This is a genomic window from Cardiobacterium valvarum, from assembly GCF_900460955.1.
In the GTDB taxonomy this organism is placed as follows: domain Bacteria; phylum Pseudomonadota; class Gammaproteobacteria; order Cardiobacteriales; family Cardiobacteriaceae; genus Cardiobacterium; species Cardiobacterium valvarum.
This window is the reverse complement of sequence record NZ_UFUW01000001.1, coordinates 1344480-1365099: the sequence shown is the minus strand read 5'-3', so window position 1 is coordinate 1365099 and position 20620 is coordinate 1344480. Positions and strand designations below refer to the sequence as shown.

Here is a 20620-nt window from a genome sequence, read left to right as displayed (position 1 = left end):
CCTCAGAACGGGATATCGTCATCCATCCCGTCGTAATTTGGGATTTCACTGGGCAGTGGCGGTTCTTCATCCATGTCCGGCCCCGGCGGTGTTTGCTTTGATCCCTGGGGATTTGTTCCAGCTGCGGTTGCGGCATTTCCTTGCGCCGGAGGGCGTTTTTCGCCTTGCGGCGGTGGGTAGCTGCTGCCCTGTTTCGAGTCGACCAGTTGCACGTTATTGGCGATGACCTCGGTTACATAATGGTCGATGCCGTTCTGATCGGTCCATTTACGGGTTTGCAGCCTGCCCTCGATATAGAGCTTGGTGCCCTTGTGACAAAACTGGCCCACGATTTCGGCGAACCTGCGGAAGGCGACGATGCGGTGCCAGTCTGTATGTTCGCGCTTTTCCTTCGTCGCCTTGTCTGTCCACACTTCCGAAGTGGCGATGGAAAAATTGGCGACGGGGTCGCCGTTCGGCATGTAGCGTACGTCGGGCTCGTTGCCGAGGTGGCCCATGATCGTGACTCTGTTTACGCCTCGAGTTGCCATGGTGTTACTCCTATGTTGGGTTAAGTTATCGGGTAAAGTCGAAAAGGGGTGAAGTTAGGGAAATAGCGGTGACTGCCCGCATCAGTGCCCGCCGTCCACGGTCCGGACCAGGTGGTCGGCATGCACGATCAGACGGGTGCAGACATCATCCATGCTGTCATGTGCGGTTTTCTTGCGCCCTGCCAGCAGATTGAACAAATCCTGCCGTGAAAGACTGTCCCTCCTGCCCGGAGCCCGGGTCAGCCAGGCGCGCAGTTCCTCTTGCTGTGCCAGACAGGAACGGGCAAACGCCAACAAATTCGGATCGGCAGCCAGCAAATCCCTCACCGTCGGGCGAAGCATCAACAGGGTGCAGGGACATCCGTCTTGCTCTTCCAATTCGGCCAGCAGGGTCATTACCGGCCCGGATAAAGGCATCAAAACAATGCCCTGCAAGCGCAACACCAGCAGACTGAGGAAGAACTGCCGCCAGTTGTCCTCCAGACTCCACTTGGCGAGGACGCGTAACCCGGGATAAGCACCGTCCCGGGCGGGCTTGCCGGCCAGGGATTCTCCGGCTTGCAGGGTGAGATAGGTTTTGATTTCGCAGGGGTGCATGCAGAGCATGTCCAGTTCGATATAGGCGAATACCGGACCCTCCGGGCGGTCATCGCGGGGCATCGGCTCGGCGCCATGATCATCGGCATAGGCGGCGCGTACCGACCGGTTCATTGCCAGCAAGGGCAGAGGTTGCAGGAAATTGCCCTGTCCCCTGTCGGGTCGGAAAAGAGAAGGCTGAAAGGCACTCATGGTTGCTGCTCCAACAAAGTCGGTCGTCTGCCGCGCATACCGCGACGCACTTCAACCTGCCGACCATCGTGATAACCACTGGAGCGGTAATCGGGCTGTCTGTTGCGGGCACGTTGTGCATTCGCCGTATCCCGGGCATAACCGGCCTTGCCCAGCATTCCGAAGCGGCGTTGCAGATAGGTTTCCAGCACAGCCTGTTCTTCGTCCTCCATCGCCAGTTGCTCTGCCTGTTCCGCCAGGGCAAGGACAAAGCCCTCACAGTAGCTGTCGGCGCGCAGGGTCTTGGTGTGCGTCTTGCAGCGGGGTGGCAGCGAAGAGATAAAACGTTGTCGCGCGGCCAGCACATGGCGGCGCATGACGGTGTAGGTGTAAGCGGCAATCTCGCAGCGATCATGGCGGCCGACGAAGAGGATCTGCGTCCCGCCTAGCCCGCCGGAGATAATGTTCTGGCAGCCAAAAGCCCGGGCGACCGTAGAGACCAGCCAGCCATGCCATTTGGGGAGGGAGGCGCTGCGGTTGCCGACCGCACTCTCCCCCATCGCCGCCAGCCGGATTTCCTCGTTACCGAGGCCGTACATCTGCATCAGCTTTTGCGCCTGGCGCAACGCGGCAGCCGCCTCATGCGGGTTGTCCGATTTAGCCAGCGCCAGACATTTGCGGATGCGCTGCAGTAGTTCGGGGGTGAGCTTGGGCTTACCGGTGTTGTCCGTCATGGCGTACCCCTACCGGTCGCCGGAGTCACGTCTTCTGTTGCTGAAGGAGACTTCGGTAAATTTTGTTCCAGGGTCGCGCGCACCTCTGCACTGGCACGTTGCGCTTCCTCAGCTTGATATTGCTGCAGTAAAGCCTGTTCCAGGGCACGTTGCTGGGCATCATTGTCCTGTTCCAGGGCAGCCGATTGATTGCCACCCTGTTCCAGCGTAGTGGAGGGGGCCTCTGTAGCAGCACCGGCTCTCCCACCTGAACCAGGGAGAGAGGCAGAGAATGCGGCTTCGGGTACCACTTCCCTGACCTGCCACACCACCGGACCTTCCACGACCGCCGGAATCGTGGTGATACCGAGCCTCTGCAACATGCCGTCGAGGAAGATGCGTGGCTCAGGGCCGATGCCAACCATCAGCCCCTTTTGGGCATAACCGCGAAAATGCTGTTCCAGGTCTGACTGAGTTCCTTCCAGTACCATTACTGGGATTCTCTTCTTGACCAAGTAATCGGTGTATTTGTCCAGCCAGCGACGTGAGGCAGCCGAGCTATCAATGAATGCCAGACGTAATCCGGCATTGGCGACTGCCACAGACGCTTCGGCTTGCGCAACCTGTTGCGCGCTGGGAGAAAGAGTGTCCGCTGTCCCGGTTGCTGCTTGCGCAGCCCCACCTGTGGCAGGCTGGGCAAGGGAGCCGGCGTATTGCCAGCTGAACGTGCCTTGCTCAACCGCTTGCGCGGGGTTCAGCACTTGGCTGCAGCCAAGCAGTACGGCCAGAAAGGCCGGGTGCTTGCCCGCGAGTCGTCTTGATTTGCAAGCCCGGGGGGCGGACTGGTGTGATCCCGTCATCATACCTGTGTCCTTTGTTGTGTTTGCCTGGATGTGCATCGTATAGAATCCAATAACATATTGAAGGAAAAGCGGTAATGGCTTCGCTATTACCATCAACGGCGAATGGAATGGGTATTGAGACAGTTATCTACCCGCATGCTGTCGCAGAGCTGTACTGTCTGAAGCAAATTCCCGAGAGACAACACAATCTGCCGACAATGCTGACGACGAAAATTCAACTCAACCCGATATGATTCAGTTGCCATCACCTCCTCCAGCAATGGCCTTACGGCAGAAAGGTCATCCAAGAACTGAGTTAAGAAGGCATAACCGGGTTTATCGGCATTCTCCAGTGTTTCGGCAAATGGCAGCATCTGGTAAATCCGTTTGCCTCCGATTTGCCAATACCAGCGCAGCTGTGGAATTTGCGGTAATCCCGTATCTGTCGCTTGGCGTGCCGTCCATGCATGCAGGGTGACGCTGGCGCTACCCCGACGATAGGGTTTAGTGCCGAAAGTCTGGCGTAAGGTAAGCATGTGTGAACGGATGACATCCAATTCCGTTAAATAGTAAAAACGGCAGGATTCGAGATCGGCACGCCGCATGCCCCTTACCCTTTCCTTTAAAGGAATAGGAAATCCCATAGCATCAACGCTCTTATCACCCATAGCATTAAGGCAAAAATCCTGCGTAGCATGACGGCTCTTACCAAAACCCGGGTTAAACATCTCTTCTTGCCGCATTTAATCCTCCCGACGCAGTTCAATCAGTTTTGGTTTCAGCGAACCGTCCAAGTATCCTTCCGGTAAAATCCCCATTTGCTGTTCGGCAATTAAGAAAGGGGCGGTTTGTTGCAGCACGGCATCCCGTCCGACAAAGCGCCACCGCCCCGGCAAATAGAACAGACGGCGTAAGGGCTTGCCCATCCGGCCCTCTATTGCCTTGTACTCGTCCCGATTGATAAAACCGGCATCCATATAGGCCCGGACCATCCGCAAAATTTCGTCGTACTGCTTGAGCAGATCCGTGAAAAGGAAGCCGTACTTCACCTTGAAAACCAGGTGCACATCCGAGGGACCTTTCGAGGTATAAGGCTCCATACGGATAGATGTTGTCTGGGCGATCAAGTTCTCTGCTTCCTGCCGCACCACTTTCAAAGTTGTCCGGAACTGAACCATCAATTCTTCGATTTGCACCAGATACCAAGCAGCATAAGGACAGCCGGCGTGATAGCCGCGCACCACCTGATTGACCGATGCCGCTGCTTCAAACAGACCGGCAATAAAATGCTTGCTACCGCGATTACGTCCAAGAAGAAAGCTGTATGAATCCCGCATATGGAATTGCACAGCTCCCATCACCTGCCCAAATGTCGGACGCTTGATCAACATCTCAGCCGGCACCGAGGGATTGACGGCCTGTTTCGCCTTGCGCATTGCTTGCTGGCGCAGTTTCTCACCTTCAGCTTCCTGACGCAGTTCCTGCTGCTCCTCCTCACTTTCGGCAATATCAGCAATATTCCGCAATTCTGCCGGCGATAAAGTTACGCCCTCGGTGGCAGCCTCGTTTTTAGCATTGCGCAACTCAGATGACAGCCGGTTATCGACCAGCCTGCGCGTACGGGCTTCGCGGGAAAGACCACTGGTCTTACTTCCTGCGCCAGATGACAACTGGTCATCCTTCCCTGATTCAGTTGACGCATGTAACCGTGCTGATTCAGCCAATGCATTGGCACTACCTGAAACAGCGGATGAGGTTTCGGCTGATTCAGGTGATACCTCCGCCACAGAGCCGTCCGCAGAAGACGCACTACCAATGCTCGCAGATTGCCGGGGCAGATCTAAAGTGCTACCTGTCTCAGTTGACACATCCGGGGAGACGGTTTGGGGTTCTTGTTCATTCGTAGTCATAAGGTTTTACCTGCAATGGTGAGATGGGAAATGGGAAAAAAGGATCCCTGCCATGAACGGCATGACAAAAGGGGTGGAAGGGGGAAGCATTGAAGTCCGGTTTTGACATCAGTGGTGTCAGCTGCAAAGTCGGTATTGGTTTTGACATCAGTGGTGTCAGCGTCGAAGCCGACGTTGGTTTTGATACCCCGGGTATCAACCGCGAAGTCGGTGGCTGTTTTGATACCCCGGGTATCAACTGCGGAGCCGGTGTTGGTTTTGATACCCCGGGTATCAACCGCGAAGTCGGTGGCTGTTTTGATACCCCGGGTATCAACCGCGAAGTCGGTGGCTGTTTTGATACCCCGGGTATCAACCGCGAAGTCGGTGGCTGTTTTGATACCCCGGGTATCAACTGCGGAGCCGGTGGCTGTTTTGATACCCCGGGTATCAACCGCGAAGTCGGTGGCTGTTTTGATACCCCGGGTATCAACTGCGGAGCCGGTGGCTGTTTTGATACCCCGGGTATCAGCCGCGAAGTCGGTGGCTGTTTTGATACCCCGGGTATCAACCGCGAAGTCGGTGGCTGTTTTGATACCCCGGGTATCAACTGCGGAGCCGGTGGCTGTTTTGATACCCCGGGTATCAGCCGCGAAGTCGGTGGCTGTTTTGATACCCCGGGTATCAACCGCGAAGTCGGTGGCTGTTTTGATACCCCGGGTATCAACTGCGGAGCCGGTGTTGGTTTTGATACCCCGGGTATCAACTGCGGAGCCGGTGTTGGTTTTGATACCCCGGGTATCAACCGCGAAGTCGGTGGCTGTTTTGATACCCCGGGTATCAGCCGCGAAGTCGGTGCCGGTTTTGATACCCCGGGTATCAGCCGCGAAGTCGGTGCCGGTTTTGATACCCCGGGTATCAACTGCGGAGCCGGTGTTGGTTTTGATACCCCGGGTATCAACTGCGGAGCCGGTGTTGGTTTTGATACCCCGGGTATCAACTGCGGAGCCGGTGTTGGTTTTGATACCCCGGGTATCAGCCGCGAAGTCGGTGCCGGGAAAAGTTACACCACTGATGTAACTCGGCAGTCCGTCCATCGTGCCGGAAAAAGTTATACCACTGGTATAAGTCGGCAGCCCGTCCATCGTGCCGAAAAAAGTTACACCCGGGGTGTCGTCACCGTAAGAACCAACGTCATTTTCTTTGCCGCTGCACAACAATCCACCGTTCATGTCGATTTACCCGTGTTTGCGTGCAGGTTGCGGTAGAACGCTTCCGTGGCTGCATCTTCTTCCGCCCGTTTACGCTGGTATGTTGCTGCAATACGCTGTGTAGTCGCATCATCCGCTACCCGTAGTTTGCCTTGCACAATCGCCAATTTGGCTTCTTTCATACTGCGTCCGTGCCACAGGCCGCCGTTGATACGCCCAAAGTTGCTGGTTTGGCTGTCCCTGACCAGGGTTTCGCCGTCCAGATACTCTCCGGCAACGTAGTAGGCGCGATTGTATTCATCGAGCAGGACGCTGCCATCACCGATCTGCACCGCTGCCGCCTGTTCCTGTAATGCCCTGTCCGCCAGCTCCTTGCGGATAGCCTGTAATTGCGCGTGCTGGTCGCCGAGGTAGGTGAGTTCGTTGCAGTGGGCGCGGTAGAGCAATGCTTCAACGTATTTGCCTGGCGCATTAACCCGCTGGCCGAGAAGGCTTACCAGCATCATCGTCACGTCTTCCTCGTCCGCCCAATGACAAAAATCTACCCCGTCATACCGGTAATGGCCGCGTTTCAGCAAGCCAAGCAAGGTCCGCATGGTGCCTTTGCCATACTTGCGGTTCAGTCGGCTCAGGAGTTCAGCGAAGAGTGGTTTTTCGAGAAAAGTGAATTTTTCATCAACCTTCCCCCCACACCCCCCATCCGAAGGATGGGAGTAAGTATTAAAACCAAAGGTTTTAATTCCACCGGGCGCGCGCGTGTACGTGCGCGTATGTGCGTGCTCGCGCGCGGTTATATATACATCCCCGCTTTCTGCTCCGCTGCCAGGATTTTTGACAGCGGAGGTTTCCCCGCTGCCAGGATTTTTGACAGCGGAGGCTCCCCCGCTGCCAGGATTTTTGACAGCGGAGGTTTCCCCGCTGCCAGGATTTTTGACAGCGGAGGTTTCCCCGCTGCCAGGATTTTTGACAGCGGAGGTTTCCCCGCTGCCAGGATTTTTGACAGCGGACGTTTCCCCGCTGCCAGGATTTTTGACAGCGGAGGTTTCCCCGCTGCCAGGATTTTTGACAGCGAGGGCTACTTTTTCTTCGATGACACGTTGACGGACAGCCTCCTGTTCGCTATTCAGCAGGGTAAGCAGTTCGTCATCCAGTTCGATAAGTAGACGGCGACAGTAGCGATATAAACGTTCGACACTTTTGTTCTCTGCTTCGGCCAGGATGAACGCCATATATCCCGGGTCAAACCTGCAAGCATCTTCAATGCTGATACTGAGATCATGGATGGCATAGCTGTAGCGGGTAGGCAGGTTATTGACGACGATCTTGTCAATAACGGATATCCAACGAGTTGCCCGCAACATTTTTTGATAATTGCTGATGGACTGGCGCGACTTGCCGAGACGGTCGGCCAGGGTGCCCTGATCCGGCACCCGCTTGATTTCACCCACTTCGGAACAAATAAAACGTAGCGCTGCCCAGTAGATTTTGTCATCACCGGAAAGATCTCGGTCAAAAACCAGTTCGCCTGGCATGATGACGCTTGGTCGCCCGGTAAATACGATGAGATCTTCCCGGCCCAGATTGTCACCTTGCATGAGGGAACGCAGTTCTTGTAGCTGCCGGTTATCGCGCAAGCGGTCAAGCATAGGTCGTCACCTCTGCGTCGTTGGGAGACGCGGTCTGGATTTTTTGCCCTGTAAAGAGATGCTCGTTATCGCTGTAGTAGTACCAGAACACCCGGTTAATATCGATATTGCAGCGTTCGGACAAAAAAAGCAGACAGCGCAGATGATCCCCTTTGTGATGCAGGGAATGCGTACTGCCATAGTAGCGATGCGCTTCAATCAGGTCGTCATACTCACGGTCACTGAGCCGTACCGGGCGACTGCGTATTTCCTCTATCCCGAGCTCATTGCGTTGCTTGTTGAAGGCGTTGTAAGACATATTGGCGTAACGGGCCATCACGCTGCGTGAAGCTCCATGCAGCATAGCCTGTTTCAACAAATCATCCCGGTTGCGTCTGGCCAATACTCCCTGAATGGCCAGATTGAGCACCCTTTCGTCAACACTGAGACGCAGGATGGGGTTACGGGCCACACTAGACAGCTCGGCAATATTCAGGGAACACAGATTGTTGAATGCCTCCCGGCTGATACCCAGCTGACGGTAGAAGTCTTTGCCTTGTTGCGCCGCCAGAATGAGTTCCGTCAGGAGGGTGAAAGCGGTCCTGCCGCTGATGTCCCGGTCAATGGTAGTAAAGGGCTCATTCATGTTCCCTCCGGTGGATCGATGGGACGGGTTTCGATTGCCCATAGCAGTAGCTGGTATTCGATGATGATTTTATCGATCAGGTTGAAGCGGTTGATGGCGTCCTTACCACGCCTGTAAAGCAGACCAATACGGCACTGCAGCTGACAATCGGCGAAATGATGGGCGTATTCCTGCCAAAGTAAACGAAGATTGTCATAAGTGGCACGTTCACTTTCCGACAGCTGGTCGTTAGTTTCCGCATGAAACACCTGCTCCAGATAAAACAGCCAGAGGTGCAAGCAGTAGAGAGCCGCATAACGTTCATGCTCGCTGCCTTCGGTCAGCAGTCTTTCCATGCGTTCGAATTGCTCCCCGTTATCCAGTGTCAGATAAAAATAGGGCGCATTGACCAAGGTAGGGGTTTCGGCGGCATCCCCATCCAGCCGGATGAGTTCGTGCAATAGGCCGCCGGTATCGTAGTTATCCAGCAGACAGCGCAGCCGTTTTTTACACTCCTGCCCAATACTCTCGTTATAGCGATCCCAGGGCAGCTTCTTGTCCGGCAGCTGTACCGGAGGACCGAAAGGCATCTGAACCCGGTTTGGGTAGCGTTCCGACAGCATGGTGAGTGTGCCGTCCGGCTTTGCGGCTGTTACAGTATTATCTTCTTCAGCCAGTACCGGTGTCGCAGCGTTCCCATCTGACGGAGCAGTACTATTCTCGAAACCTGATTCAGTCGATTCGGACTCTCCGGAGAGCGGTTCTTCTTCTCCTCCGGTTTTGCTTTCCCTGGGCTTACGGGGTGTTGGGAAATTGGCAGGTGGCATGTTTGATGTTTGCTGGGCTTGCCGCCACAGTTCTTCCATCGGGACTTCTTCGCCAACCTTGCCGGTTTTGCGAATCTGCTCGACCTCGAAATGAATACGTGCCGAATTCAGTCCCGGGTCATACTGCATCAGGATGTCTGCCAGCCTGTAACGGTATTGCTCGAAGAAGGAAGCCAAATCAATAAGGCGGTTATTGCCGCTTTCATCATCGTCCCCGCTCACGCGATTGATAACCGTGACATCCTCCGGCATGGCCGGGTCATCACTTAAATCCGTATCAAATTCCGCCAGCACTGAGAAATACAGCGCCCGGGCCTGCGCGGCGTTGTAAGTCTCATAAACCTCTTCGCCATTACGCTGCACGGTGCGCTGCAAGACACCCTTTTCTTCCAGCCAGGTCACAAACTGATCAATATCGCGCAGCCAAAGGCGCAGTTGCGTAATTTTGCGTTTGCCGAGACCTGCGGCTAATGCCAATGGGATGACATCCTGTAATTCCTGATAGGCAAAATTGAGTTCAGTCATGATTGGCTGATTGACCCTTGTCCAACCCAAGCCGTGAATGAAACTGACCAGATCCCGTTGAGAGACACTTTCGACCTGTTTCTGTTGCAGATACATCTCCCGTATCTGAAAGACCGCCCGGGCCTTATCAATCAGAGTCATGCCGGAACGCTCTTCGTTCTCTGCCATGTGCTTGACCAGCACGTCGAGATCATCGGTATAGGGAACAAAACGACATTGCTGCAAGCGTAGCCGGTTCGCCGTATCCTCATCTCCGCTGGCCAGAGCCTCGTTCACCAATTCTTTCAAGATGGTGAGGCGGGTGTTGCCGCCATAGTAGAGGGAATAATGTTCGTCCCCGGGCCGCTTCGTGACCGTCAGCATATTTTGCAGTCCGGTGTTACGGATCGATTCCTTGGTGCTCTCATAATGCACCCCACGGGAGGTGCGGGGGTTGAAGCGGGAACACTCGATTTCACTGATGTCCAGAGGAATAACCCTCACCGATTCTGTGGCTCCGTCCGGACTTGCCACGTTTCGCGCGAAATTCAGCATATCGGACATCTCAACCTCCATTTACCTGTTGTTCTGCCGGTTCATGGGACGTATCAGCCAGCTCCGGAAAAATCTCTATGGCGAGCGCCGGAATGACCTCATTGATCCGGTCGTACTGGTTTGAATCACGGTATTGATGGGCAAAAATCCGCTCGCGGTGGAAGTTTTCAAAGAACTTTCGTTTCAGCGGTATCACGGTTTGCAGCAAACTCGCACAAGCAAACCTATCGTTATCTGCAAACGCCTCCTGTAATTCCCGCAGAACTTCAATTGCGATATTGAGACTTCGATCATGCTCGTTGAGAACGAATTTCAAGGGTGGGCGGCAGTCTTTACCGACAAATGCGTATTCCTTCAGCGCGTTGTTGTAAACATCAACAACTCGCAGCACTTCCATGGCAAACTGGATTTTTGTTTTGGTAACCGAAATGACCTGGCTCGGCTCCGCTAGCAGGGCCGCATTCTGTACCGAACGCCCGTCATGATCCCGGCCATCAGTCCCTTCCGTGTCGATAAAAATGTAGTCGTAATTTGCTTTGACCTGTTTGATCAGGACACCCAACTGGAAAACGGCACCGGCCGCGCTGTGCAGGAAACGCGGTACCATCCATTTCTCTTGGTCGTCGTTGGCGATAATGTCGATATTGGCGACGCTAGTCTGGCGGATGACTTGACGGGAAGTGGCGGCTCCGGTCAGCCATTTGCCGAAGCCGTCAAATTGCATGGCCTGCAAGACATCCTGCCAGGACATTGGCGAATGTTCATTCGAGGACTCGGTAAAATTTGCCGGCAGTTGGTAATCAAAAGAAGCGCTGAGTGACTGCTGGGAATCTGCGTCAATCAGCAGCACCCTCTTGCCGCGAGATGCGATAAAACCGGCGATTTGAATGAGCAGTGCGGTCTTACCGACGCTGCCTTTGGTCGAGATGAAAGGAACGATTTGTGCCATAACGGATACCCCCATAAAACGGCTGTTTGCAAAGGGCAGCCAGGTTTCGGCAGAGTATTGTTTCGTTTGACTTTTGGGTTCCTAGGGTAAAAATAGGTAGATACCTATGCCGAAGCGAGCGTATGCGGCCTGCCTGGCTTGGTCTTCCGGCTTTCTGCTTCTGTGGTGATTCGCAGCATCTCGTGAAAAAGGATGGGGGCTACGCCTGTAAGCCGTTTGAATTCCCTGTCACTTCTTTGGATGAGGTTTTCGTACTTCATCCGGGAATTGTAAATCTTCGGGATACTTTCGAATAGATCTATTATTGCCGGCACAGGTATTTTTACCGACGGCAATGGTAAGGAAACCGCTGTTGGCGCAGGTGATGCGACAATTGCCCGCCCGGGGCAGAGGCATGCCTTGCGTAATAATGGCAATGAACCGCTGGTGTTTCTCGATGTGATTGCGCAGACGAAATTGCCGCCGGCAACAAATGAAGCCAGTGCGACAGAAAAGAAATAATGCTGTCTTGATCAGCCCGCTTTTTTATACGTTTATTTGGTGTAGACATATTACTCGGAGAATAAACCATTTACTCACGGCGAATTTCAAACTGCCCACTGTTAACCGCTTCCAGCACTTGCTGCGGACGCGGGTCGTTAGGATTTTTCTGTGCATAGTCTTGCAGGATGCGGATGGCTTCTTCTTTTTGTCCCTGTATGAGAAGGGTCATGCCAAGCGGGAAACCACTATCGGTATAGCCGCTCTTATAGGCGTTACGCAGGTACTGCACGGCTTCATCACCTTTACCAACGGATGCCAAAAAGCGGCCAAGTTCGTCTTCGACTTCAGCTTTACGGTTTTTCGGCGCAAGTTTCAGGAGCTGGGCGTAAGCGTTGTGCGCCTTCTCGGCGTAACCTGGTTGGTCCAGGTTATGACCGATCCAATAGAGGCGCGCACTCATTTGCAGGCTGGCAAGATGCGCTTCGTTATCTTTTTTGCCGCTCGCTGCGCTATTTTTGGTCATGTCTTCCAGCAAGATGGCAAGCGGGGCGAGGTCTTTGATAGCTTGTGCACGGTCAGTATCGCTATCAAAACGTGGTGGATAATCGCCGGCATGATCGCCAAGATTTTGCAGAGCATTTTGCAGCGCGGCGATATTGACAGTGATGGGCGGGTTGTCTGGGCTGCCGTTGATGAGACTGTTTGGATCAAGTCTGGGATAGGGCTCGGCGTAGGTGGTGGTTGTCAGCAGACAGGCGAGGATCAGAGCGGCTTTGTTGAGTTTCATGGGTTTCATCGGTTTTGGAATGCGTAAGATGGTGAGAGCACCATCCTGTTCCCCCGCCACTGCGACAAGAGTAGCGAGCGGGGTGGTAGAGGCTTTTGAGTGTTTTAGATTTTTGCAACAAGCAGGGCTTCGAGTTTTTCCTGGTCAACAGCAAATTTACGGATACCTTCAGCGAGTTTGTCTACAGCCATCGGATCACTGTTGTGCTGCCAGAGGAATTCGGCCTCGGTGAGTGGGGTAGGGCGGGGTTTACTCACGCCGGGATCATTCAGTTTGCGCGGCAGAGGAGCATTACTCGCCTGCAGCTCCGCCAGTAGTGGCGGGGCAATTGTGAGACGATCACAGCCCGCGAGCTCTGTAATTTCACCGATATTGCGGAAGCTCGCCCCCATGACAATGGTCGAATAGCCATGTTCTTTGTAATAACGATAGATTGCGGTGACAGATTGCACACCGGGATCTTCAGCCGGGGCATAGTCTTTTTTATCACTGTGGGCTTTGTACCAATCGAGAATGCGACCAACAAAAGGCGAGATGAGCGTTACCCCCGCTTCGGCACAGGCGCGAGCTTGTGCCTGGGAAAAGAGCAGAGTGAGGTTGCAGTTAATCCCTTCCTTTTCAAGGATTTCAGCGGCACGTATGCCCTGCCAGGTAGAGGCAATTTTAATGAGAATACGGTCGTTCTTGATGCCCGCGGCATTGTAGTGAGCGATAATTTTGCGCGCTTTGGCAATGGTGGCATCACGATCATAGGAAAGACGAGCATCTACTTCGGTTGAGACGCGACCGGGAACAATTTTGAGGATTTCCAGGCCAATGTTGACGGCGAGTTTGTCTTCAGCCTCACTAATCTGTGAGGCGCGATCGTGCCCGTGTGCCTTGCCATAAGCGACAGCTTCATCAATGAGTGACGCATATTGCGGCAGGGCAGCAGCGCTCAGGATCAGTGAAGGATTGGTAGTGGCATCCTGCGGCTGATATTTGCGGATAGCTTCAATATCGCCAGTATCGGCGACGATAGTTGTCATGCCTTTAAGGGTATCTAATTGGTTCATGATGTTGCTCCTGTTGTAGGGTTCAGAGAGTATCGAAGCGGATTTTAATAACAATTTTGTCTACGATGTTGCCTGTGCCACAACCGGGACGGTGAATTTCGCCCGGGTAAAGAATAGCGAAGTCACCAGCCTGCAAGTGCAGCAGGCTTTCACCATCCAGGGTTTGGGGATAAAAAGCAACATCCCGCGAGGGATCGTAGGCTCCGCTTGGCGCGATAGTGCCGTCATCAAGCCGGCAGGCTATGTCTTCAATCCCACTGATGAGGTACTGAATATCAATATGGTCACAGTGTACTTCAGGTGTAATCTCTTCGCGGGGGCGGGTGGTCAGGCCGAATCTTTCAGCTCGCATGCCAGAATCAATGTCGTAGCAACCAGCAGCAAGAATAGAAAAATCTTGCGCACGCAGCCAATCAAGGGCGGTATTAATTCGTGCGGAATAACGGCGAGGGTCAATATGGTGCAAATTATCAATGTTCATGGTTTAGGTGGTTGCGTTAAAAATCATTGATATGTTTTAAATTATATGCTTCATAACCGAACGAAACAAATTCAGGGAACTATAAATAATGCCAGTCTCGACTTCATGGCAAAAGCACCTCAAATCATAACAATGGGTTGCTTGACGACAAGGCTCAGAAGCTCGCATGCTGAATGTACTAGGGCCTGTTGACATTATCGCAAGGCGATAACGGTAGCAGCTAGATAAATATTGGCGGAAAAGGACGAATCTGTCTTTTCCGCCCGCATGGCAACCTTCTTGAACTCTTTCAATTTACAGAAGAAATTTTCAACCAGATGCCGCCACTTATACATCTCCTTGTCATACTCACGCGCCGCCTTACGGTTACTGCGCGGCGGGATAACCACTTTACTGCCCCGTTCCGTCAAATCCTTAACCAGCCAATCCGCATCAAACGCCTTATCCGCCAGCAATGCCCCAAATTCCCTGTCCCTAATCAAAGGTTCAACCCCGCAAATGTCATGACGTTGCCCGGGTAGCAGGCGGAATCCCACCAGATTGCCCAAGGCATCCACCAAAGCCAGTATTTTGGTGGTTATGCCGCCTTTGGATTTACCTATAGCCTGATTCAGGGTCCCCCTTTTGCCCCCTGACCGTGGCGGTGAACTTTGACTATGCTGCCATCAATCATGGCATATTCCATATCCGCCTCACCGCTGATTTCCTCAAAGATTCTGGTAAAGCGCCCTGCTTTGCTCCAGCGGCGATAACGCTGGAATACGCTGTTCCATTTGCCAAATCCCTTGGGCAAATCCCGCCACGGGCTGCCGGTGCGGGCTATCCACAGCACGGCTTCTATAAACATGCGGTTATCGGCGGTTGGTCCGCGATCGTTAGCCTTGCCTGCTTTCATAATCATTGGATAACACTTGTCAACGGACCCTAGTCACCGGACCGCAACCGGTTGACACACTGCGGCCAATGCAGAGCAGCCAGCTGGAATGCATATGCAGCTCGCCGACCGCACCGGTAATGCCCCAGGCCGGACGTTCGAGCAACATGCGTGACGGCGTCGCCTGGTTCACCATCTTCTGCGCCTCACTCAGGGCTTTGGCATGACGGACCTCCTGCTCCAGGGCGATGGCTGCTTCTGCCTCTTCCTCACTCTCCGACTCGGCGTGGATGATGTCCTGTTCCAGCGGGGTCAACAGCCCGACATCGTCACCGAGTGCATCCAGTGACTGTTGCACCTCCTGGCTGCGCGTTTCCGTTACCAAACGGTTGCGGTGCTTCGTCGCAGCGATTTTATTTCCGGCGGCCTCTGCGGCGGCGTCTTTGCCCGGAACAGGCATTTCTTTGTCGGTATCAGTCATCATAGAACCTCCGATAACAGCAAACGGTTCCCCCTTACCCTTAATCCTTTAAAGGAAGAAGGAGCGGGTCGAACCAAGGGAAAATCAAAAACAATGGAATCATCACGACGGAAAAAAAATACTTGCATCGCGACATATTGAGCAGGGCAGGATGTAACAAGGGAGTTCTGCCGCAGCCAAAACGACATGCCGGCCACAGTAAAAGTGTGTCCCCCCGACACAGCGGCAGCGTCTTTGCCACCGGCAGGAATTTTGTCCCCAGTAGGGATAGCGGCACGGTCATCCCTGCGGCAGTAAGTTTCGGCAAATCCGCTGCACATCAGGGATTCCCCGCTTTCGGTTGGTATCTTCTACCGGTAATTTGCGACCAGAAGGCATCGCTGGCTGCGGCTTCTGCGGCAGCACCGGCTTGATGGGCGGCCGCAATCCGTTGCGTAGTGTCTTCATCGGCGATGCGCAGATGTTCCCGGGCAACGGCAACTCTGGCGTCGTGCACACTGCGTCCATGCCAGGGTAAATCGCCGTCAGTGTTGCCAGCATGAGTTTTGCCGTCCAGCTCGCCTTTGACGAGAAGGTAGGCTTGTCCCTGCCCGTCCAGCAGTACCATACCGTCAGTCAGGCGGATGGCCGCCAGTTTGTTGCGCAGCGCCGCTTGTTCCCGGGCTTCCTCCGCATCAAGCAGGCGTTGGCGGATGGCCTGCAAGCGCACATGCTGGTCGCCGAGGTAGGTCAGTGTGCCGCAATGTGCGCAGTAGAGCAGGGCTTCCGCGTACTTGTGCGGCACGTTCACGCGGCTGTCAAGCAACCCCAGCAGGACGATGGCAGCGGTGTCTTCGTCGGTCCGGAAAGAGAATTCCTGGCCGTTATGCGTGTAGTGGCCGCGCTTGAACAGATTGAGCACGGCATGCACGGTGGGCTTGCCGTATTTGTTTTCCAGCGGCGCGAGCAGTTCGGCAAAGCAGTCTGTGGCGAGAAAGGAGAAATCTTTACCTCCCTTCCCCCCACACCCCCCTTCCCTGGAGGGAAGATTTATTAAACCCGTAGGGTTTAATTCAACCACGCGCGTGGGTGCGCACGCGTCCGCGCGGGTACGCGCGCGATTATATATATCTCCGCCATTTTCCGCTGTGGATAACGGGATTTCGGTTTCCCCGTCCCGTGATTCATTTTTGGATAACGGTGATGCATCCGTGGATAACGGGATTTCGGTGTCCCCGTCCCGTGATTCATTCGTGGATAACGAGGATTCTCCGCTGCACAATGGCAGCAGGCTGATGTCATGATGTTTGCCGTCCTGCCCCAGTACCGCGCTGTCCTCCGCCGTCAGGTCGAGATAGATGTCGTAACGCTCCCGGGGCAGGGCAAAGAGTTCGTCCCTGCATAACTGCCGCAGCCGCTTGCTGCCGTGCAGTCCTTCTTCTTGCAAAAACACCAGATAACTGCTGTCCAGCGCCAATACTGTGTCAACCGGTGCCGGTTCGGCAAAAACGGTGTAGCGCTGGCGCTCACGCCGGCTTTTTGCCATCTGCGGCAGCAGGGCGATGACCCGTAGCGCCCGGAGCACTTTCAGCCGCCGGCTGATGCTCGACTGAGCGGTGCCAAGCATCTCCGCAATCTGGCGCTGGTCGGGGGTAATGTGGTTTCGCCCCTGCTGCATGTCACGGAAGAGCATCCACAGGCGGATTTCATTGCCGTCCATGGTACGCAGGGTGTCCACATCGACCGAGAGGCGCGGCCGCAACACGCGGATGAAAGGCGAGGGCGGTTGTGCCTTTGCCACTGTCTGCTGGCGGCTGATGAAGAGGGTGGGGTAGAGGTTGTTCATTCCACACCTGCCTCTTTGCTATCCCCGTCTTTCTCACCGCTGAAGACGGCGTAGTTCTTGCAGTAGTAGCCGTCATAGACGCGGTTCAGTTCGAGGTTTGTAGCCTCTGCCATGCGGATCAGCAGTTGCAGCGGATGCGGCTCGCTGCCCTGACGGCGGTAGCAGTTGAACAGGTTGTTATGGATGGTCGCCAGCATGTCCTGCATGTCCAGCGAGAGGGATTGTGGCCGGTTGCGCTCTGCTTTCGGTACCCCTGCCATCGTTTTGAGGCGGTTGTACTCGGCCTCGCTGAGGCCAAGCAGTTCGTGCAGCATCCGCCGCGAGGCACCGAGGCGCAGCGCGGTTATGACCAGTGCATCCATTTCATCGCGTGCCGCAAGGCGGCCAAGCTGGGTTTTGAGTATGTCCGAGAGCCGCACATCAAAGGGGCTGCTGCGTATCAGAATCTGCTGGGCGTCCAGGGTGAGGCGGCGCAACTGGGCAATCATGCCGACGGAGAAGCCTTTACGCTGTAACCAGCGGTGGTGGCGGGTATTGGCCGCTGCCGCGCAATACTGTTGCAGGATGAAGGCCTGGATGTGGTAATCGTAGTCCTGCATGATGGCTACTCCTCACGGTTGGCAACCCGCAGGTAATCATGGATGGCAGCAGCGAGACGGGCAAACTGGCGCTGCGCTTCCTGTCCCTTGGCATGGATGCTGAAGCCGTAATGCAGGGCGGACAGGTAGGGACGCAGCGGCTGCAGCTGTGCCTGGATGGCACGTACCTGTTGCAGGCAGTCTGCCCAGTAGGGCAGGGTATCCTCCTCGCCCTGGGTACGGCGGTAGTCCCATTGCAGGTGATACCAGCCGGCAAACAGGTCGGTCAATTCCATGTACAGCACTGCTTCTTCATCGTTGAAGGCCGCATCCAGCGGGTCAAGGCGCGAACCGGCCTGCGCCAGCTCTTCGCGGATAGCGGTCAGGGCGTGTTCGGCGGGGATGCAGAAAGGCGGGTCTCGCTGTTCATCAAGATGGCGCTGCACCAGGGGATAGCGCAGACGCAGATGACGGATTTGCTCGTGCAATACGTCATCGGCTTTTTCCAGTGGTGACAGGGCAGGGGGTTCTGTTACCGTTGATACCGCACCTTCTGTGCCAGCGGGGTGAATATGACTGTCTGTGTCAGCAGGATGGTTGCTGCCAGTCGCACCAGTAGGGGGATTGTCGCTGGCTGTGTTGGGGGAAGGATGGTCATCCTGCTCCGTACCGGCTTCACTATCTGCCGGGGCAGGGTTCCGCTGTGCGGCTGCATGTGCGGCCTGATCGCACTCGAACTGCGCGACATCGGCCAGCGGCTCGCTGCGGTAGAGGGTGCCGGTCTCACAAAGCTGTTGCAGCTCGAAATACACCAGCTGCTTGTCCATGGCGAAGGCCTTGCCGATGTCGGCGCAACAGTCCGACAGCGCCGCATCAAGGCAGTCGGCGGCAAAGTCGGCATCATCAGTGGCGGCAAGGTGATCGAGATAGCCGCGTTGCGCCGCTTCGCCACTCAGGGTTTGCGGCGCAGCGAATCGTTCATCCACGTATTTGCGGATGGCGTGGAAGGTCTTGCGGATTTCTTCAATTCTTGCGCGTCCCATCCCGGCGGCCAGAGCTTGTGGCAGACGCTCAGCCAGATGTTGCGCGGTAAAAACGAAGATTGACACGGTTTTATGCTTAATGGCCCAACCCTGTGTTGACAACAACTCGGCCAACTCGCGCACCGACAAGCTTTTGCCTTGCGTCTGTTCATAGAGGCTTTTCAAACGCCATACCGCCAGCGACTTGTCGAGCAGGGTCATCTCGCCGCGCACCTCGTTCTCGACCATATGGTGCAGGAGTATGTCCGCATCCGAGACATAAGGAACGAAGTGGCAGCGCTGGTAAAAGAATTTCTCGTCGTGCGTTTCCTGCCACAGCTGTTTCAGGGCACGCAGGCGGGTGTTGCCGCCATCGTAGAGGGTGTAACCGGCCTCACCCGGGCGACGGGTCACTTTCAGCGGCTGCTGCAGGCCGATGGTGGCGATGGAAGCCTTGATTTCGGCGAAGAGCGGGTTGTCAGTACGGCGCGGGTTGAGGGCAAACTCGTGGATGTCGTCAAGATTGATGGAGATGACCGCATTGCGCCCGACCAGAGTCTTGTCATCAGCCAGGGCATCAAGATTGAGGTCAATACTGCCGAGGACAGCATCGTAGGCGTTTTCGTTATTGACCATGGTGACCTCCTTGCGCGGCGTATCCGCTTTCTGCTTCCGGGCGGGATGATGCGTTGCTTGCCGCTGCAGCCAGCGCAGGGGATTGAAGACCATCGGTGGGGTTCTCCGTATCGGATGATGATACCGGTACCTTGCTGCTATCAAGACGCAAATCGGCATAATGCGGCAGCAGCTCGTGGATGACCGCCTCCATCACCGACATGGCACTGCGCGGGTCATGCCGTACCGTTTCCAGACGGTGCGCCGGCTGACGCTGGCTGATGCACTGCTTCCATACCACCCGTTGCGGGATGGTGGTGCGCAATACGGCAATATGACGGGCGATAGCGCCAAAATTCTTGCGGATGGCGGCGATTGCCGAACGGGTCTCGGTAGTGTGGTCTTCGCGGTTGATGAGGATGCGCAGCAGCGGCGGCTGGTCGGTGAAGCCCATTGTCGCCAGGCCGCGTACCACGTTGGAATAGATATTGATGGAGCGGGGCAGCTCCTGCGTACTGATGAGGTCGGGGGTAGTCGGGACAATAACAATGTCGGAGGCAACCAGCGCCATTTCCTGCAACTGGCCCCGGCCATCCTTGCCCTGGGTATCAATGACGATGATGTCAAAGTCGCCCTCCACCCTGGCCAGCATGGTTTTCAGGGCGAAAGAGGCGGAAAACTCCTCGCGCATCCACTGGTTGAGGGTCTCGCCGTCATCATTGTTGGCAATCAGTCTGATGCGGGGGAAAAGGGTGTTGCGGATGGCGGAAGTGTCTGATTGGGTGACAAATTCCACCAGCCCCGGGCCCTGCCGCAGTTCTTGTGGAGTGCAGAAGAACTTGCTCAGTGAGCCCTGCGGGTCAAGATCAATGCAGAGGACGTTGAGCCCCATATCGGCCAGGGCACAAGCGCCGTTAATTGCCCAGGTGGATTTGCCAACGCCCCCCTTGCTGGATACCAGAGACAGCTTTTGTGCGCGATTGAGGTTCATGGGCGGCCTCCGCTGGTAGCAAAAAGCGAGCCCTGGACGGCAGCGGGCTCATCGGCCGATGTCGAAATGACCGCATCGTCGCTTGGGGCAAGAATGCTCTCGGGCAACTGTTCATAGGGGCCGAGATACTGGCGGATATCATCAAGACTGGCATGGGCAAAAAAATCGGTTTCGAGCACCTTGCGGATGCGGGAAGACAATTTCTTGGCGGGGCCGGCCTCGCGGAAATAGGCGTAAATGCCGGGATGGAGATAGATGCGCACCAGGACGGGGCTGGCGGTCAGGTTGAGCAGGTGAAACTGCGGGGGTTGCTGGTTGCCGGGCATGGATGTACTCCGTTGAGATGGACTGCATGGTTCTATAACCGGCAATACCCGGCATGCGATAAAA

Annotated in this window: 21 protein-coding genes and 2 pseudogenes; 1 reads left to right on the top strand and 22 read right to left on the bottom strand. The window is 55.2% G+C overall.

Features of this window, described 5'->3' with window-relative positions; genetic code table 11:
- Positions 1-2: 2 nt before the first annotated feature.
- The 12 genes and pseudogenes from DY250_RS06605 to DY250_RS06550 form a co-directional block, all read right to left on the bottom strand.
- Positions 3-497 carry a single-stranded DNA-binding protein gene (locus DY250_RS06605; protein ID WP_245951057.1) on the bottom strand — a complete coding sequence of 165 codons (495 nt, stop codon included), beginning with the start codon at positions 495-497 and terminating at the stop codon, positions 3-5.
- Between the two features lie 114 nt (positions 498-611).
- On the bottom strand, positions 612-1319 hold the full coding sequence (locus DY250_RS06600; RefSeq protein WP_115611602.1) for a hypothetical protein: 708 nt from the start codon (positions 1317-1319) through the stop codon (positions 612-614).
- On the bottom strand, positions 1316-2032 hold the full coding sequence (locus DY250_RS06595) for a DUF2786 domain-containing protein (RefSeq protein WP_115611601.1): 717 nt from the start codon (positions 2030-2032) through the stop codon (positions 1316-1318). Before DY250_RS06595 ends, DY250_RS06600 begins: the two co-directional genes overlap by 4 nt.
- The gene (locus DY250_RS06590; protein WP_147293473.1) at positions 2029-2613 is read right to left on the bottom strand and encodes a hypothetical protein; all 585 of its coding nucleotides are present in this window, start codon (positions 2611-2613) and stop codon (positions 2029-2031) included. Before DY250_RS06590 ends, DY250_RS06595 begins: the two co-directional genes overlap by 4 nt.
- Before the next feature lie 353 nt (positions 2614-2966).
- On the bottom strand, positions 2967-3596 hold the full coding sequence (locus DY250_RS06585; protein WP_115611599.1) for a hypothetical protein: 630 nt from the start codon (positions 3594-3596) through the stop codon (positions 2967-2969).
- Positions 3597-4763, bottom strand: coding sequence for an AcaB family transcriptional regulator (locus DY250_RS06580; protein ID WP_115611598.1), 1167 nt, complete (start codon positions 4761-4763; stop codon positions 3597-3599).
- Positions 4760-5974, bottom strand: coding sequence for a hypothetical protein (locus tag DY250_RS06575; protein ID WP_147293472.1), 1215 nt, complete (start codon positions 5972-5974; stop codon positions 4760-4762). The genes DY250_RS06580 and DY250_RS06575 overlap by 4 nt, the downstream gene beginning before the upstream one ends.
- Positions 5971-7599: a hypothetical protein gene (locus DY250_RS06570; RefSeq protein WP_115611596.1), complete on the bottom strand. Its 1629-nt coding sequence runs from the start codon at positions 7597-7599 to the stop codon at positions 5971-5973. The genes DY250_RS06575 and DY250_RS06570 overlap by 4 nt, the downstream gene beginning before the upstream one ends.
- Complete coding sequence (locus tag DY250_RS06565) at positions 7592-8224, bottom strand: STY4526/YPO1902 family pathogenicity island replication protein (protein WP_172542250.1); 633 nt, start codon at positions 8222-8224, stop codon at positions 7592-7594. The genes DY250_RS06570 and DY250_RS06565 overlap by 8 nt, the downstream gene beginning before the upstream one ends.
- Positions 8221-10098, bottom strand: coding sequence for a hypothetical protein (locus DY250_RS06560; RefSeq protein ID WP_115611594.1), 1878 nt, complete (start codon positions 10096-10098; stop codon positions 8221-8223). The genes DY250_RS06565 and DY250_RS06560 overlap by 4 nt, the downstream gene beginning before the upstream one ends.
- Position 10099: 1 nt before the next feature.
- Positions 10100-11038 carry a ParA family protein gene (locus tag DY250_RS06555; RefSeq protein ID WP_172542248.1) on the bottom strand — a complete coding sequence of 313 codons (939 nt, stop codon included), beginning with the start codon at positions 11036-11038 and terminating at the stop codon, positions 10100-10102.
- A 107-nt stretch (positions 11039-11145) separates the two neighbouring features.
- Positions 11146-11298, bottom strand: a pseudogene (locus tag DY250_RS06550) (IS5/IS1182 family transposase); the annotation flags it as partial.
- A 40-nt stretch (positions 11299-11338) separates the two neighbouring features.
- Here DY250_RS06550 and DY250_RS06545 point away from each other — a divergent pair.
- A pseudogene (locus DY250_RS06545) lies at positions 11339-11539 on the top strand (cupin domain-containing protein); the annotation flags it as partial.
- A gap of 70 nt (positions 11540-11609) precedes the next feature.
- Here the strand turns inward: DY250_RS06545 and DY250_RS06540 are convergent.
- From DY250_RS06540 to DY250_RS06495, 10 genes are all read right to left on the bottom strand, one after another.
- Entirely contained in the window at positions 11610-12308 is a 699-nt protein-coding gene (locus DY250_RS06540; protein WP_245951056.1) for a tetratricopeptide repeat protein, read from the bottom strand.
- 104 nt (positions 12309-12412) lie between these two features.
- A complete protein-coding gene (tal, locus tag DY250_RS06535; protein WP_115612788.1) occupies positions 12413-13366 on the bottom strand; it encodes a transaldolase in 954 nt (317 codons plus the stop codon).
- A 19-nt stretch (positions 13367-13385) separates the two neighbouring features.
- Positions 13386-13844, bottom strand: a complete 459-nt coding sequence (locus DY250_RS06530) for a NanQ anomerase/TabA/YiaL family protein (RefSeq protein WP_115611590.1) — start codon at positions 13842-13844, stop codon at positions 13386-13388.
- A gap of 194 nt (positions 13845-14038) precedes the next feature.
- Positions 14039-14745 (bottom strand): IS5 family transposase gene (locus DY250_RS06525; RefSeq protein ID WP_172542246.1). Its coding sequence is split into 2 segments (ribosomal slippage): positions 14039-14457 and positions 14457-14745, totalling 708 coding nucleotides; the frame shifts between segments, so codons are not numbered across the junction.
- A gap of 13 nt (positions 14746-14758) precedes the next feature.
- Complete coding sequence (locus DY250_RS06520; protein ID WP_115611589.1) at positions 14759-15202, bottom strand: hypothetical protein; 444 nt, start codon at positions 15200-15202, stop codon at positions 14759-14761.
- A 316-nt stretch (positions 15203-15518) separates the two neighbouring features.
- Positions 15519-17024, bottom strand: coding sequence for a helix-turn-helix domain-containing protein (locus tag DY250_RS06515; RefSeq protein WP_115611588.1), 1506 nt, complete (start codon positions 17022-17024; stop codon positions 15519-15521).
- Positions 17021-17623: an STY4526/YPO1902 family pathogenicity island replication protein gene (locus tag DY250_RS06510; RefSeq protein ID WP_115611587.1), complete on the bottom strand. Its 603-nt coding sequence runs from the start codon at positions 17621-17623 to the stop codon at positions 17021-17023. The genes DY250_RS06515 and DY250_RS06510 overlap by 4 nt, the downstream gene beginning before the upstream one ends.
- A gap of 5 nt (positions 17624-17628) precedes the next feature.
- Entirely contained in the window at positions 17629-19260 is a 1632-nt protein-coding gene (locus DY250_RS06505) for a ParB family protein (RefSeq protein WP_172542244.1), read from the bottom strand.
- Positions 19250-20230: a ParA family protein gene (locus tag DY250_RS06500; RefSeq protein WP_115611585.1), complete on the bottom strand. Its 981-nt coding sequence runs from the start codon at positions 20228-20230 to the stop codon at positions 19250-19252. Before DY250_RS06500 ends, DY250_RS06505 begins: the two co-directional genes overlap by 11 nt.
- Positions 20227-20556 carry a hypothetical protein gene (locus DY250_RS06495; protein ID WP_115611584.1) on the bottom strand — a complete coding sequence of 110 codons (330 nt, stop codon included), beginning with the start codon at positions 20554-20556 and terminating at the stop codon, positions 20227-20229. The genes DY250_RS06500 and DY250_RS06495 overlap by 4 nt, the downstream gene beginning before the upstream one ends.
- Between the last annotated feature and the right edge of the window lie 64 nt (positions 20557-20620).

Coding starts and splice junctions, on each gene's coding strand:
- DY250_RS06570 (WP_115611596.1), bottom strand. CDS start 7,599: ATGCTTGACCGCTTGCGCGATAACCGGCAGCTACAAGAACTGCGTTCC.
- DY250_RS06510 (WP_115611587.1), bottom strand. CDS start 17,623: ATGCAGGACTACGATTACCACATCCAGGCCTTCATCCTGCAACAGTAT.
- DY250_RS06565 (WP_172542250.1), bottom strand. CDS start 8,224: ATGAATGAGCCCTTTACTACCATTGACCGGGACATCAGCGGCAGGACC.
- DY250_RS06600 (WP_115611602.1), bottom strand. CDS start 1,319: ATGAGTGCCTTTCAGCCTTCTCTTTTCCGACCCGACAGGGGACAGGGC.
- DY250_RS06520 (WP_115611589.1), bottom strand. CDS start 15,202: ATGATGACTGATACCGACAAAGAAATGCCTGTTCCGGGCAAAGACGCC.
- DY250_RS06530 (WP_115611590.1), bottom strand. CDS start 13,844: ATGAACATTGATAATTTGCACCATATTGACCCTCGCCGTTATTCCGCA.
- DY250_RS06555 (WP_172542248.1), bottom strand. CDS start 11,038: ATGGCACAAATCGTTCCTTTCATCTCGACCAAAGGCAGCGTCGGTAAG.
- DY250_RS06585 (WP_115611599.1), bottom strand. CDS start 3,596: ATGCGGCAAGAAGAGATGTTTAACCCGGGTTTTGGTAAGAGCCGTCAT.
- DY250_RS06605 (WP_245951057.1), bottom strand. CDS start 497: ATGGGCCACCTCGGCAACGAGCCCGACGTACGCTACATGCCGAACGGC.
- DY250_RS06500 (WP_115611585.1), bottom strand. CDS start 20,230: ATGAACCTCAATCGCGCACAAAAGCTGTCTCTGGTATCCAGCAAGGGG.
- DY250_RS06580 (WP_115611598.1), bottom strand. CDS start 4,763: ATGACTACGAATGAACAAGAACCCCAAACCGTCTCCCCGGATGTGTCA.
- DY250_RS06505 (WP_172542244.1), bottom strand. CDS start 19,260: ATGGTCAATAACGAAAACGCCTACGATGCTGTCCTCGGCAGTATTGAC.
- DY250_RS06495 (WP_115611584.1), bottom strand. CDS start 20,556: ATGCCCGGCAACCAGCAACCCCCGCAGTTTCACCTGCTCAACCTGACC.
- DY250_RS06575 (WP_147293472.1), bottom strand. CDS start 5,974: ATGAACGGTGGATTGTTGTGCAGCGGCAAAGAAAATGACGTTGGTTCT.
- DY250_RS06595 (WP_115611601.1), bottom strand. CDS start 2,032: ATGACGGACAACACCGGTAAGCCCAAGCTCACCCCCGAACTACTGCAG.
- DY250_RS06540 (WP_245951056.1), bottom strand. CDS start 12,308: ATGAAACTCAACAAAGCCGCTCTGATCCTCGCCTGTCTGCTGACAACC.
- DY250_RS06515 (WP_115611588.1), bottom strand. CDS start 17,024: ATGAACAACCTCTACCCCACCCTCTTCATCAGCCGCCAGCAGACAGTG.
- DY250_RS06560 (WP_115611594.1), bottom strand. CDS start 10,098: ATGTCCGATATGCTGAATTTCGCGCGAAACGTGGCAAGTCCGGACGGA.